Origin of the sequence: Janthinobacterium sp. JC611 (assembly GCF_018682595.1) — a bacterium.
Classification (GTDB): Bacteria; Pseudomonadota; Gammaproteobacteria; order Burkholderiales; family Burkholderiaceae_D; genus Janthinobacterium.
The window spans coordinates 1-12,265 of the sequence record NZ_JAFLJN010000029.1; the positions used below are offsets into that span (position 1 = coordinate 1).

Genomic DNA, 12,265 nt, shown 5'->3' on the forward strand with positions numbered 1-12,265 from the left:
GCGCCGCCCCGCCCCGCTGGCGGCTGCGCGGCGAAGCGGCGCACGGCCGTCGCCGGGGCCGGCTGCTGCGCGCCGCGCGCCAGCCAGGCGATGCGCACGGCCCCGGCACGCCGCGCCTGCGACACGCCGCGCTCCAGGCGCGACAGCACCAGGCGAGTGAAGGTTTCCTGCCGCGCATGCGCCTGCATCAGCTGGGTCCGCAATTCCAGCAGGCGCACTTCGATGCGTTCGACCACGCCCGCCTTGCGCACCATGCCCTGCATGCGCACCACCAGCCCCATGGCCGAGCGGAATTGCCGCCAATAGTGCGACACCGAGCTCGTGTGCCGGCCGGCCGCGCCGCCATGCGCCAGGCGCAGCTGCAGCGCTGCACCGGAATCGGTGAAACGCCACAGCGGCGCGCCGCGCGCCGCATGGAAGCGCTGTGCCAGGCCGGCGCAGCCAAGGCGCATGGCGCGCATCAGAGTATCCCCGCCGCCGCCGAATACACGCTGCTCGCGAGGCTCTTGCGGATGCCTTCGTGCGCCAGCGTGAACGATTGGCATGCCACCAGGCTGCCGCCCGCATCCAGGCTTGGCCCCTGCCACTGCACCGGCCAGGCATTGTAGAAATCCCACCAGACGCTGGGCAAGCCGCGGTCGTCCAGCAGATAGATGGAGCCGTTCCGGCGCCGGATGGCGCCGCTCAGCGTCGACTGGTACCACAGCCACATCGGGTCGAGCGCCGTGATGCCCGCCTTGAGCACCAGATCGGAACAGGTCACCTGTCCGGGCAGCTTGTACTCGATGTCGTTGACGCCGCCCTGGCGCACGGTGCGCACCTCGGTCTTCGATTCGAGCCCATCGACGGACATGAAGCCGCCCACCAGGATGCCTTCGACTTCGACGAAGAAATTGTAGGCCTTGAAGGGGTCGATGCGCAGGCCCAGCTGGCGCTGCGCGGCCCCCATGACTGCATTCACACCGACCACCATCTCATGCTCCCAGGTTGTGCGTCGACTGGTGCCGCTCCTCGGCATTCATCGTCTGGTTGATCTTGCTGATTTCGCCGCACCAGCGGCGCCGCTCCGCGTGTTCCATTGCCATCAGGTCCTCATGCGACCAGTGAAAGTGATAGGCGAGGAAGGCTATCTCTGCGTAAAGCTGGTCGGAAACTGGAGCAAGCCCGGCTTTCCCAGGGCGCCCTGCGCCTCCCCCGGCGAGCCGGCGTCGTCGCTGTCGACCTGGTTGATCTTGTTGTACAACTGTTGCAGGTGAAAGAAGTCGGCCGCGAACAACTCCTCGACCACCTTGGTGCTGACCATTTCAAGGCTGCCCAGGCGCACGATCACGCGCGACAGCACGATGATGATCAGGTAGGCGGGGTTGCTCTGCACCCGGTGGTCCTTGAGCGGCAGTATCTCGTCGCCGGCGGTGGCCAGGCGCATCACGCCATTGCGGTGCAGGTTGCCGTCGCCGTCGCGGTAACCCAGGGGCAGGATAAATTCGATTTCGGTACAGATCACGCTCATTGCCGCTTCCCCTTGTGCGCGTTACGACACGCGCGTCATGTATTGCATCGTCAGTTCGAACGTCTCGATCATCACGTCGCTGCTGGCCGCGTTGAGGCCCGAGCTTTCGTATTTGCTGGCCCAGGCGCTGATCACGTTCCAGCGCGCCTTGTCGGCGCCGCCCGCATCCATCAGGATCAGCGAAACGTTCTTTTGCGCCCCCTTGGCGCCCGAGCCCTGGGTCGACACCAGCTGGTACCAGTTGTACAGGTCCATCGAGTCGGTCAGGCCCTTCTTCAGGCTCAGCTTGCCGTAGCTGGTGAGCCCCGACAGCGAGCGCTTGTAGACGGGATCGGTGCCTTCGCGGTATTCGACCGCCTCGATCGTACTGTCGGGTACGCTCGCCTCGGAAAACGCGGCGATCTGGATGCCGGCAATCTCGACCCGGAAGCGGAATCCCCGGTAGGGATCGGTTAATTGTGTAGCCATGCGCGTTCTCCGCAATCAATCGGTGTGGATGGGGTCAGCTGCCGGAATCGGGCGCGCTGGTTTTTTGGGTCAGGCGCAGGATGACGAACTCGGCCGGATAGACGGCCGCCAGGCCGATGTCGATGTACAACTGCCCCAGCATGCGCGTCTCGAGCGGATTGTTCGATTCGTCGCAGGTGACGAAGAACGCTTCGGCGGCCGTCGCGCCGAACAGCCCGCCCTGCTGCCACAGGGTGGTCAGAAAAGCGCTGACGTCGCGCGTGATCGAGGACCAGAGCTGCTGGTCGTTGGGCTCGAACACCACCCACATCAGGCTTTGGCGCAGGCTTTGCTCGACATAGATGAACAGGCGCCGCACGCTCACATAGGTCCATTCCGTGTTCAGCGCGAGCGTGCGCGCGCCCCAGATCACGTTGCCGTAGTTGATGAAATTGCGCACCGCGTTGATGCCTTCAGGGTTCAGCAAGTCCTGGTCGGCATCGGTCAGGGACTGGTCGAGCAGCACCGCGCTCATCAAGGCGCCATCGTTGACCCCCGCCGGCGACTTGAACACCCCCACGTTGATGTCAGTGTACGCATAACGGCCCAGCACCGGCCCGGAGGGCGGGATCGGCACGTTGGCCCCGGCGATCGGGTTGTAGATGTAGACCCATGGGTAATACAGCGCGCCGAAGTCCGAGTTGAGCGCGTTCGGATTGCCTTTCGGCGCCTGGCCCTGGCCGGATTTGAACGACAGGATGTCCTGCACGCTCTGGCCGAATGGCGGGTCGATCACATAGAACAGGCTGCGCTTGTCGATGCAGAACATCAGGCCGGCATTGATCAGGGTGCCCTGCAGCGCCAGCGACTGCTTGCCGCTGGTGTCGGTGGCGGTAACGGTGTCGGGCACGGACAGCAGGCTGAGGCCCTGCACCTTGTCGAGCAGCTTGGTCGCGCCGGTCAGGTCGTAGTTCGGGTTGCCGCCGTTGCTCAGCGCCGTCGGCCCGCCATTCGGTGGCCGCACCGGCGTCGCGGGCGAGGCTGTGCTGCTGATGGGCACGCGTATGAACATCGAATTGTTGTTGATCTGGGACGCCAGCGCGCTCGGCTTGTTGGCCTCGTTGATCGTGCTGTTGGCCGTGAATCCGTTGAACTGCTCCAGCACATAGTAGGACGCCGTGCCGATCGTTTGCGGGCTGAGGCTGTTTTGCAGGATGTATTGCTGCAGCAGCAAGTTCGGCATGGTCGCCACCAGCGGCGCGGCGGGCGTGCCGATCAGCGTCGCCGCCACCAGCACCGTGACATTGAAGACCGGCGTGGTGGGCGCCGGCGTGATGCTCGGGTCGGTCGCGCTGGCGTTGCTGATCATGATGCTGATGGCGTTGCCCCAGGGACCGGGCGTGACGGCCGTGACGGCCAGCGGCGACTTGGCGCTGGCGCACTTGGCGCTCGCCTTGTCGCTGGCGCGCACCACGTAGCAGGCGGCCCCCCCTTCGTTGAAAAATTCGTAGACCGACCACGACACCATCGCATACCAGGCCAGCTGGCCGAACGTGCGCTGGTAGGCGGCCCAGCTGGTGAGCAGGACGGGCTGCATGTACGGCCCCGTTTCGGTCACGCCGACGAAGGCCGGGGTGGATGTCGAAGCGCCCTGGATGCTGCGGGTGCCTGGTACTTCCTGAATATAAATACCGGGATGGTTATAAGTGGCCAAAATAAGTCTCTCGTGTGGATGACGGCATCTCGATGTCAAGGAACAGCATGGAGCCTGGTTGCACGCTGACCTGCTTGCTCACCTGCGCATGGCCGGCCTTGCTAAAGCCGAGCTCGACCGTGGTGGGGGCGTCCAGCTTGCCGCGCAGCGCCAGCGCGTAGCGGCCCGCATAGCGGCCATAGCCCGACGAGGTGCCCGCCACCGCCAGCGCTCTGGCGCGCGCGCCCTGGTAGTCGGCACTGATGGCGACCTGGGCGAGGGGTTGCGCGGCGGCGTCGACGATCTTGCCGCGGATCAGCGTGGTCCCCTCGGGATACGGATAGAGGGGACTGGGCGCCAGCACGCAGGCGACGATGGCGTCGGCCAGCGGCTCCTTGAGCGGCACCTCGAACGTCAGCTGCTGGTCAAAGTAGCGGTGGTCGGCACTGAGTACGTCGAGGCGGTAGCTGCCGTCGTCGAGGCCGGCAAAGGCGTAAAAGGCCTGGGCCTTGTCCTGGGGCGCAATGGGCTTGTCGTTCAGCAGGAAATGCGCGCGCGCGCCCACCGCCGGCGCCATGCTGAAACCGTCGATCAGCTGGATGACGGCGCTCAGCTTCATGCCTGCCCCGCCGCAGTCACGGCGCGCCGCGCCGCGCTCAGTGCGCTCTCGCCAACCATCTCGGCGCTCGGCTGCAGGGCCGAGGCGATGCGCACGGGCGACAGCGTGTACAGCTTGGTAAGCTTGTAGGGCTTGTTCGGGAAGCCGCTCCAGATATTGTGCAGGGTCAGGATCGGGCTGGCGTCGGGCACGATGGCGATCGACTCGTTGCCGCTGGCCTTGAGCTGGGGGTGCAGCCAGGCGCCCGCGAGCGCCGGCACATCGTGGAACAGGCGTACCAGCTTGTCCACCAGTACCAGTTCGAGTTCGGCCGAGCGCGCATACGGCACCATCATGTAGAGCAGGTCCGAGACCAGCGGCGGCGGTGTCACGGCCAGCGAGTTCGGCCCGCCCGTGCCCTGGGTGCGGGTGAGCGTGGGCGGCAGGTTGCGCAGGTAGGGATTGATCTCGATGTTATAGAGGTAGAGCGAAAGCATGGTCGCGCCCTGGCTATCGATCTCGGCGGGCGAGTCGAACACGACCGCCGATTCGTTCGCCAGTTCCGGGATGTGCGCGCGGATCAGCGAGCGCAGCGACTCGCTCACGCAGCGCAGCACCTGTCCGGAATCGATGGTCGACGGTCCCATGGCTAGAGCGTAAACACGGTGAAGGTCTGGCTGACCAGTTGCGGCTGGCGGTTGCCGATGTGGGCGAACAGGCTCACGTTAGGGTCGCAGGTGGCCTTGAGGTAGATATACGGCAGATCGTGCGGCTGCCAGCTCAGGTAGGCTTGCATGAAAAAGTCCAGCGTGGCGCTGGCGTCGGCGCTCTGGCTCGTCTCGAACTCCAGCACGCGGGTGCCATACGAAAAGTACTTGAGCGGCACGCTGGGCTGGGTGCCGGCCAGGCGGATGCCGCCCGACTCTTCGCCTGCCGGCCCCAGGCACCAGGTGGCCAGTCCCAGGCCTTTCTTGGTCGACAGTTCGAGTGCGATGCGGTCGCCCGGATAGGCATTCTGTACCGACAGGACCACGCTGCGCGAATTGGCGTCGGGGTCGCGCAGGACTGCGCTGATGCGCCCGTTGCGCCACTCCATCGCGCGCTGCGAGCCGAAAAACGCCATCACGCTCGCTTCGTTGTTGAGCGTGCAATAGCCCTGCAGATAGTCGACGCCAGGGGCCACGCGCAGAAACAGGGTCATGGTGAAGGCGTTGAGCGCGGCGCCGCCACTGGCGGTGCGGATGGCCAGCAAGCCGCCGCAAAATTCAACCGAGCGTATGCATGACTGGCGCTGGCCGCCGTTTTGTTCGGCCACCACCGTGAAACCCATGCTGTCACCCGAGCGCGCGCCCAGCGACCACTCGGTGCCGGCCGTGGTAAACGTGAAATTGATGTTCGAATCGGCCGCGATATTCTTAAATATCAGCACGACCGGCACGGGATCGCCTTGCATGCGCTGGCCGGGTACGGTGTCAAGCTGGAGTGTTGGTGTATTCATCAGGCAAGATCGATCGCAAATGAACTCAGGCCGATGACCGTGCTGCGGTCGCCGCGCGACTGCAGGCAGACGCTGGCACCGGGCGGCAGGTCGACCCTGCCCTGCAGCTGCGGCTGGCTGGTCTGCACGTACAGTTCGATGCTGACCTCGTCGCAGTCCTGGTAGGTCTCGAGGATGATTTCGCGCGCGTTGATGAGCAAGCTGCTCAGATACATGGCGGGCGCGCTGCTGCTCATGCACAGTCCGACCATGCGGCTGTCCTCGCCGCCTTCGCTCCAGATCGCCTTCTGGTCGGCGCGGATGGTCAGGAAGGCCTTGCTGTTGGCACGCAACTGGAAAAAACGGATGCTCAACTGGCGAAACGTCTTCACCTCATGGTAGCACTGCTCGTTGAGCGCGTGCAGCGGGTTGCTCAGCAGATGCGATTGCAGATGCAGCTGCTCATGCGGGTTCAAGGCCAGGGCATCGACCTGGATGCGCGCCATGATCAGCTTGGCTTCGGCTTGCACCAGGGCCTGGCCGGCCGGCTTGCTGACGGACGCGGCACGCTTGCGCGGCGCGGCGCCCGGGGCGCGCTCCATCGGCGCCGGAACCGTCGTCGTCAGGTCGGCGCCGCCCCTTGTCCGCTTGCTCATCGCGTGCTTATTCCGGGAAGGTGATGACGTTCTTGCCCACTTTGAGGGCCACCTGGCCGCTGCCGCCGAGGAAGCGGTAATAGCCCAGCACGGTCACGTCGACATAGGTGAAGTTGACGGTCATGCTCGCACCGGCCGGTATCACGGCGACCACCACTTCCAGCGCTTGCTGGTCACCCGATGGGTTGGCGCCGGCCAGCAGGTTGATGCCGTTTTCCTTCACGTTCAGGTAAGCCAGCGGAGGCGTGGCAGGCGCGCCGCCCCAGGGCTGGATCTGGACCGGCCCTCCGGCCAGCGAAATCTTGTTGGCATCGGTGATCGACAGGACGGCGTTCAGCGGGGCCGTGTTGTCGGACCTGACTTCAAAGATGAATGCGATCGAATATTCTTGCACGGTAAGTCCTCGAAGAGCCAGAAAAGATGAATGCCCAGCCGCGGGCGGGCATTCACGCGGGTGCCGATGCGCCAGCCTTGGCGACGCTTAATGCGGCCACTCCAGGATGACATAGTTCTGGCTCAGCGTGATCGGCTTCTTGCCATCGAAGTTGAAGGTCAGCACGGGGCCGCTGTCACTGGTCGATTTGATCTTCAGCAGCGACAAGCTGCCATTGGCTGTCAGGCAAGGCGAAATTTCAAAGGTCACCGAATCCGAACCGCCGCTGCTGATCTGCAGGTCGATCACGACGCCATTGACGCTCAGGCTGCTCAACGGCAGGGCCACGCCGCCCGAGGCGGTAATGCTGATGCCCGAATTGCTGTCTTCCGATGGGTCGCCGGTGCTCCAGCACAGGGTGTCCGAATTCGTTTCAGTGGCCAGCGTGACCGAGATGCGCTGGCCCGGCTGGGCGTTTTGCACACTGATTTCCGCCGTGGCGTACTTGTACTCAGATGTCATGATGCATTCCTCTAAGAGTGAAAAATCGTTGAACTACACGCGTCCCTTTTTTCAAGTCGACTGACAATGCATTGGTCAGCAACGACATTAAGCCACGCTGGCGCGGCGCCAGTCACCTGACAAATGTGCCAGTTTGCGCTGGCATGGCTTTGGTGTATCGGCGACACGCCGCAGCCAGATACTCACGCATTCCCACCGGCATATGGGTGAAAAAGAGGGGTTTTCCCGCATTTCTTGCATCACCGGAAACCTTCACCGGCTCCTGCTTGTGACAATGTAACGATTGCTAGAAAACTATTATTTTTACTAGGTGTCGCTGATGCTCAAATCCTGCAACATACAAATCTGCCCTTCGTTTAACCTTCGTATTGTGATGCTGCGCCCGCTCCTACCACCGCGCCTGATGACAGGCGGCGATTGCGACGACACCGTGATGGCCGGGACGCGTCTTGCATGCTGGCGTGACGAACCGCCATCATCAACCCGAGGAGTGTTCCATGGTGCTGCTGGATGATCTGTTTAGCCTGGTGAGATGCCAAACCGAAGCGGACTGGAGCCGCCTCCTGCTCAGCATCGGCGCGCAGTGCGGCTACGAGCATGTGTATTACGGCATCGCGCCGGACAAGACCGTGGCTTTTCACTGGCCGGCGCCGGAGGCGTCCTTTGTCGTGAGCAACTATCCGCCATCCTGGCGCGCGCTGTATGTCTCGGAACGCCTGCATGAAAGCGATCCCAGCATCGCCCATTGCCTGGCCAACACCATGCCCCTGCTATGGCGGCCGGAAAGTTTCACCAGTCCGGCACAGCGCGCCTTCTATGAACAGGCGTGCCTGCACGGCATGCGCTCCGGTTTTTGCTTCCCGGTGCACGGCGCGAGCGGCGAAACGGGCATGCTGAGTTTTCTCCGCAACGCACCGCCGATGGAGGCCGAACGCGACAGCTTCGCCACGATTGCGCAGCTGGCCCTGATCCGCGACTACGTGATCGAATCGTCCGCCCGCTTCATCAAGCACGACGCGCCCCCCGCGCCTGGCGCCAATCCGCTGACCACGCGCGAAATGGAATGCCTGCAGTGGATCATGGCGGGCAAGTCCTCGTGGGAAATTTCACGCATCCTGCTGCGTTCCGAAGGCACCATCAATTTCCATGTCTCCAATGCGAAGAAGAAATTCAATGTACAGACACGCCAGCAAGCCGTCCTCAAGGCCATCAAGGCTGGCTTCCTGATCCCCTCCTGAGCCCCTTTCGCCATCGCACACGCCTGCCCCGCATGAAAAAAGTGTCAACTTATTCCAGGACGGGGCACAGACAAAATAAAAAAGCCCCTGAAAAATCATGGGCTTAGCTGTTTCATTGACCCGGCGTTACCTTACGGTGCCGGACGGGAGATTATCGTACCAATGCGCTCAACCAGCGGGTACAAAAAGATGGTTTTGGTGGAGTCACGCACGCTATTTATGGCCAAAGTGGGGAACTTTTGGCGGAAATTGGTGAGAAAACCACACAATATTTTTGGTTCAATGGTCAATTGATTAGTATTGCACGTTCCAACCAATTGTATTTTAGCCATAACGACCACCTGGGTAGGCCGGAAGTCATAAGCAATACCGCCGGCGGAGTTGTGTGGCGCGCCGCTAACGCGGCATTCGACCGCACCGTTATCGTCGACAATATCGGTGGTATGCACCTCGGGTTCCCAGGCCAGTATTTCGATACCGAATCAGGACTGTGGTACAACTGGCATCGTTACTATGATGCGTCATTAGGACGTTATTTACAGAGTGATCCGATTGGATTAGCCGGTGGCACAAATACTTATGCCTATGTTGGTGGCAATCCCCTACAACGAGCTGCCCCTACCTATACCTATAACCATGATCGCCAGATCAGTACGATCAGCAGTCCGGACGGCAGCGTGCTGCGCTATCAATACAATGCGGCTGGCCGGCTGGAACAGGTGGGGAATGCGCCCAATGAATTCGCCAACTTGACTGTCGACGTGCCCGGCAACAGCGTGCGCAGCAGCTCACCCCGACAATATGCACAACTCAATGGTACTGTTCCGGTCGCCGTTGGCACGACGGAATTTAGCGCCACCACCGTCCTTGATTCTTTGGGTCGTCCCTATACTCAACTGGGCAATAACGGGCAGCGTGTCGAAAAGCGCTATGACAACAATGGTAATTTGACGAGCAGCACGGATGCGCAAGGCCGCGCTACAACTTATCAATATGACGCGGCGAACCGTCTTGTGAGCAGCAGAGCTGCTGACGGCGGTACAACGACCATGACCTATGATGCGCAGGGCAATCTGGCATCGGTGACTGATCCGCGTCCCTTGCAAACACGTTATACATACAACGGTTTTGGACAGGTGAGCAGTATTGTCAGTCCTGACACTGGCACCAGTACGTATAGCTATGACACTGCTGGTCGCCTGGAAAGCGAAACCCGTTCCGATGGCAGAGTTACCGCATACACGTGGGATAGCCTGGGGCGACTGGCTTCGCGCAGCAATAGCGGTGAAACCGAAAGCTTTACCTATGATGAAGGTACATTTGGCTAGGGGCATCTGACTGGCTTCACCGATCTGACGGGATACACCGGCTACGCATATAACGCATATGGGCAACTGACTGTACAAGCCAACAACATATATGGCAGTCTGTACACGACGGTGTGGGACTATGATGCGGCTGGTCGCCTCGAGGGAATGCATTACCCAACGGGAACACGTACTTTCTTTACTTATGATGCGTACGGCCGTGTGAGCGAAGTCTTAACGAATGCTACCGGGGTATGGACGAAACTTCTTGACTCAGTGCTCTATCAGCCCGTCAGCGATAAGCCCTACGCCTGGCGCTATGGAAATAATCTGCCTCGTAAAATTGATTTCGATACAGATGGCCGCATTTCAAAAATCACTAGCAAAGTGGAAAATTTAGAGTATCGCCATAGCAACACGAACCAGGTTATTGCCATGATCGATTCGATTGATCAAAACATGACGCAAGGAATTGACTATGACGCTGCTGATCGGGTTGGACTGGTGACACGCCCGAGCGACTATCAAAGCTTCTACTGGGATCAGGCCGGCAACCGTACAGCCCAGACACGAAAAGGGAGCAACTATAGCTTTGTACTAGATAACACCAGCAACCGCCTCGCATCTTGGAGTGGCAACGGGGAATTTCGCAACTTCAGCTACAACCCCGTTGGTACGCTAGCGATCGAATCGCGCCATGATGGTACACGTGCCTACACCTATGATGGTTTCAACCGTATGCGTGGGATTCTGGTGAATGGCACTTATATTGCCGACTATCGTACCAATGCGCTGAACCAGCGTGTACAAAAAGAAAATTCTGGTGGAGTCACGCGAGCTATTTATGGTCCAAGCGGAGAACTCTTGGCAGAAATCGGTACGCAAACCAGCCATTACTTCTGGTTCAATGGCGAGCTAATCGGCATGGCCCGTGCCAATCAGCTCTACTTTAGCCATAACGACCATTTAGGCCGTCCAGAAGTCATGAGTAGTACAAGCGGTGGAGTCGCCTGGCGCGCCGCCAACGCGGCATTCGACCGCACCGTCATCGTCGACAATATCGGCGGCATGCATATCGGTTTCCCGGGACAGTATTACGACACTGAATCAGGATTGTGGTACAACTGGAATCGCTACTATGATGCATCGCTGGGGCGGTATTTACAGAGCGATCCGATTGGATTGGAGGGGGGGACGAATACCTATGCTTACGCGCTTGGAAATCCAGTATCATACTTTGACGCTAATGGACTTGCCGTTAATTGCAAGGTTGTTCTTAGATTACCAGGATTTAACATTGAAAGTTGTGATGAGGATGGGAAAACAACTCCTAGCGATCAGGAGGCAAGAAGTGCAAAAAGGATGTCTGAAAAAGAACTTGATAAAGCCTGCAAAAACAATAATTACAAGAATGCGCACGAAATGAAACGTGACTTGAAATTAGATTCAAGATATGACATTTTCTCCGACAAGAACGGAAATATGTATTCCGGACCACGCCAAGGGACCGGATTACCTAAATATCTACATATGAATATTAAGGGGTGGTAAACATGGAGAGCATTGTGAAGGTTTGCTTTGAATTACTTGGAACAAAAATTTCACCAAAAGAAATATCTCAGAAAACAGGGATCTCTCCGAGCACCGAATTGATGCGCGGCGAGAGAAACAAGTTGCGAGATCTTCCAAGACAAAATATTTGGTCATTGGATTCAAGTCTACAATCTGACGAAGTTTCTGAACATTGGCAAGAATTAGAAGGAGTCCTTAATCCCTCTCGTCAGACAATCAAAGAAATTGCTAAGGATGGTACAGCAAAAATAACAATTGTCATCACTAGCGACCATAGGCTGCCATCTATAACGATACCGTCTTCAATGGCAGAATTTGCGGGCTTTGTAAATTCTGTTATTGATATTGATCATTTACAGCAATAGTTTTCTTAATGGCAATATTTGGACGTGTAAGAAATTCTGTGTGTGCGGGGCCGGGTTTTAGTGAATCGCGTTTGTGAAGCGTTCGCCAAACATGATGGCAAACTGATTGGCCGCCAGCTTCCAAGTCCGCTGCGGCATCTTCCAATCTTTTTCGATATTGCGCAAGGCCAGGAACAGCAGCTTGCTCGCCGCCTCATCGCTGGGAAAATGACCACGATTCTTGACGATCTTGCGCAGGCGCATATGCAAGCTCTCGATGGCGTTCGTAGTGTATATGATGGTGCGTACCTCCGGCGGGTAGGCAAAGAATGGGATCACCTGCTGCCACTGGCGCCGCCACATGGCCGCCACCGTCGGGAATTTCTTGCCCCACGGCCCCGCCGCAAACTCCTCCAGCGCCGCCGCTGCCAGATCGGCATTGGCGGCCTGATAGATGGGCTTCAGAGCCGCCGCCAGCTCTTTGCGGTCCTTCCAGGCTGCCAGCGTGGTCGAATTGCGAATCAGGTG

Annotated in this window: 16 protein-coding genes and 1 pseudogene; 4 read left to right on the forward strand and 13 right to left on the reverse strand. The window is 59.5% G+C overall.

The genetic code is table 11. The annotated features are described in order from the left end of the window. The 12 genes from J0O65_RS19940 to J0O65_RS19990 all read right to left on the reverse strand — a co-directional run. Nucleotides 1-461: hypothetical protein (locus J0O65_RS19940; protein WP_215408975.1), on the reverse strand; the 461-nt coding region annotated here is incomplete at its 3' end. Next, on the reverse strand, nucleotides 461-973 hold the full coding sequence (locus J0O65_RS19945) for a phage tail protein (RefSeq protein WP_070257377.1): 513 nt from the start codon (nucleotides 971-973) through the stop codon (nucleotides 461-463). The genes J0O65_RS19940 and J0O65_RS19945, both read right to left, overlap by 1 nt. Before the next feature lies 1 nt (nucleotide 974). Continuing rightward, entirely contained in the window at nucleotides 975-1,130 is a 156-nt protein-coding gene (locus J0O65_RS28265) for a DUF6760 family protein (protein WP_353056223.1), read from the reverse strand. After that, nucleotides 1,127-1,510: a hypothetical protein gene (locus J0O65_RS19950; RefSeq protein WP_251373861.1), complete on the reverse strand. Its 384-nt coding sequence runs from the start codon at nucleotides 1,508-1,510 to the stop codon at nucleotides 1,127-1,129. Before J0O65_RS19950 ends, J0O65_RS28265 begins: the two co-directional genes overlap by 4 nt. Nucleotides 1,511-1,531: 21 nt before the next feature. Further along, complete coding sequence (locus J0O65_RS19955) at nucleotides 1,532-1,978, reverse strand: phage tail protein (protein ID WP_034777734.1); 447 nt, start codon at nucleotides 1,976-1,978, stop codon at nucleotides 1,532-1,534. A 34-nt stretch (nucleotides 1,979-2,012) separates the two neighbouring features. After that, nucleotides 2,013-3,671 (reverse strand): phage tail sheath C-terminal domain-containing protein, encoded by a 1,659-nt coding sequence (locus J0O65_RS19960; protein ID WP_251373862.1) that lies wholly within the window; start codon nucleotides 3,669-3,671, stop codon nucleotides 2,013-2,015. Then, on the reverse strand, nucleotides 3,658-4,269 hold the full coding sequence (locus J0O65_RS19965) for a carboxypeptidase regulatory-like domain-containing protein (protein WP_215408976.1): 612 nt from the start codon (nucleotides 4,267-4,269) through the stop codon (nucleotides 3,658-3,660). The genes J0O65_RS19960 and J0O65_RS19965 overlap by 14 nt, the downstream gene beginning before the upstream one ends. Beyond that, nucleotides 4,266-4,895, reverse strand: a complete 630-nt coding sequence (locus tag J0O65_RS19970; protein WP_215408977.1) for a Pvc16 family protein — start codon at nucleotides 4,893-4,895, stop codon at nucleotides 4,266-4,268. The genes J0O65_RS19965 and J0O65_RS19970 overlap by 4 nt, the downstream gene beginning before the upstream one ends. 2 nt (nucleotides 4,896-4,897) lie before the next feature. Then, nucleotides 4,898-5,746, reverse strand: coding sequence for a hypothetical protein (locus J0O65_RS19975; protein WP_215408978.1), 849 nt, complete (start codon nucleotides 5,744-5,746; stop codon nucleotides 4,898-4,900). After that, nucleotides 5,746-6,381: a hypothetical protein gene (locus J0O65_RS19980; RefSeq protein WP_215408979.1), complete on the reverse strand. Its 636-nt coding sequence runs from the start codon at nucleotides 6,379-6,381 to the stop codon at nucleotides 5,746-5,748. Before J0O65_RS19980 ends, J0O65_RS19975 begins: the two co-directional genes overlap by 1 nt. Nucleotides 6,382-6,388: 7 nt before the next feature. Beyond that, nucleotides 6,389-6,775: a hypothetical protein gene (locus tag J0O65_RS19985; RefSeq protein ID WP_215408980.1), complete on the reverse strand. Its 387-nt coding sequence runs from the start codon at nucleotides 6,773-6,775 to the stop codon at nucleotides 6,389-6,391. Nucleotides 6,776-6,862: 87 nt separating this feature from the next. Beyond that, complete coding sequence (locus J0O65_RS19990; protein ID WP_215408981.1) at nucleotides 6,863-7,276, reverse strand: hypothetical protein; 414 nt, start codon at nucleotides 7,274-7,276, stop codon at nucleotides 6,863-6,865. Between the two features lie 497 nt (nucleotides 7,277-7,773). Here J0O65_RS19990 and J0O65_RS19995 point away from each other — a divergent pair, with 497 nt between their 5' ends. The 4 genes and pseudogenes from J0O65_RS19995 (at nucleotide 7,774) to J0O65_RS20010 (ending at nucleotide 11,758) form a co-directional block, all read left to right on the forward strand. Continuing rightward, entirely contained in the window at nucleotides 7,774-8,514 is a 741-nt protein-coding gene (locus tag J0O65_RS19995) for a helix-turn-helix transcriptional regulator (protein ID WP_215408982.1), read from the forward strand. A gap of 191 nt (nucleotides 8,515-8,705) precedes the next feature. Beyond that, nucleotides 8,706-9,842 (forward strand): annotated as a pseudogene (locus J0O65_RS20000) (RHS repeat-associated core domain-containing protein); the annotation flags it as partial. A gap of 201 nt (nucleotides 9,843-10,043) precedes the next feature. Continuing rightward, on the forward strand, nucleotides 10,044-11,372 hold the full coding sequence (locus J0O65_RS28155; protein WP_502793579.1) for an RHS repeat-associated core domain-containing protein: 1,329 nt from the start codon (nucleotides 10,044-10,046) through the stop codon (nucleotides 11,370-11,372). Between the two features lie 2 nt (nucleotides 11,373-11,374). Further along, nucleotides 11,375-11,758, forward strand: coding sequence for a DUF4279 domain-containing protein (locus J0O65_RS20010; protein WP_215408985.1), 384 nt, complete (start codon nucleotides 11,375-11,377; stop codon nucleotides 11,756-11,758). 57 nt (nucleotides 11,759-11,815) lie between these two features. Here J0O65_RS20010 and J0O65_RS20015 read toward each other — a convergent pair. Continuing rightward, nucleotides 11,816-12,265, reverse strand: a 450-nt coding sequence (locus tag J0O65_RS20015) for a transposase (protein ID WP_215408986.1), incomplete at its 5' end; no start/stop codon positions are given.

Excerpts from the sequence above, each read along its gene's own strand:
- J0O65_RS19950 (WP_251373861.1), bottom strand. The coding sequence starts at position 1,510 with ATGAGCGTGATCTGTACCGAAATCGAATTTATCCTGCCCCTGGGTTAC.
- J0O65_RS19965 (WP_215408976.1), bottom strand. The coding sequence starts at position 4,269 with ATGAAGCTGAGCGCCGTCATCCAGCTGATCGACGGTTTCAGCATGGCG.
- J0O65_RS19955 (WP_034777734.1), bottom strand. The coding sequence starts at position 1,978 with ATGGCTACACAATTAACCGATCCCTACCGGGGATTCCGCTTCCGGGTC.
- J0O65_RS19990 (WP_215408981.1), bottom strand. The coding sequence starts at position 7,276 with ATGACATCTGAGTACAAGTACGCCACGGCGGAAATCAGTGTGCAAAAC.
- J0O65_RS19945 (WP_070257377.1), bottom strand. The coding sequence starts at position 973 with ATGGTGGTCGGTGTGAATGCAGTCATGGGGGCCGCGCAGCGCCAGCTG.
- J0O65_RS19980 (WP_215408979.1), bottom strand. The coding sequence starts at position 6,381 with ATGAGCAAGCGGACAAGGGGCGGCGCCGACCTGACGACGACGGTTCCG.
- J0O65_RS20010 (WP_215408985.1), top strand. The coding sequence starts at position 11,375 with ATGGAGAGCATTGTGAAGGTTTGCTTTGAATTACTTGGAACAAAAATT.
- J0O65_RS19970 (WP_215408977.1), bottom strand. The coding sequence starts at position 4,895 with ATGGGACCGTCGACCATCGATTCCGGACAGGTGCTGCGCTGCGTGAGC.
- J0O65_RS19975 (WP_215408978.1), bottom strand. The coding sequence starts at position 5,746 with ATGAATACACCAACACTCCAGCTTGACACCGTACCCGGCCAGCGCATG.
- J0O65_RS19995 (WP_215408982.1), top strand. The coding sequence starts at position 7,774 with ATGGTGCTGCTGGATGATCTGTTTAGCCTGGTGAGATGCCAAACCGAA.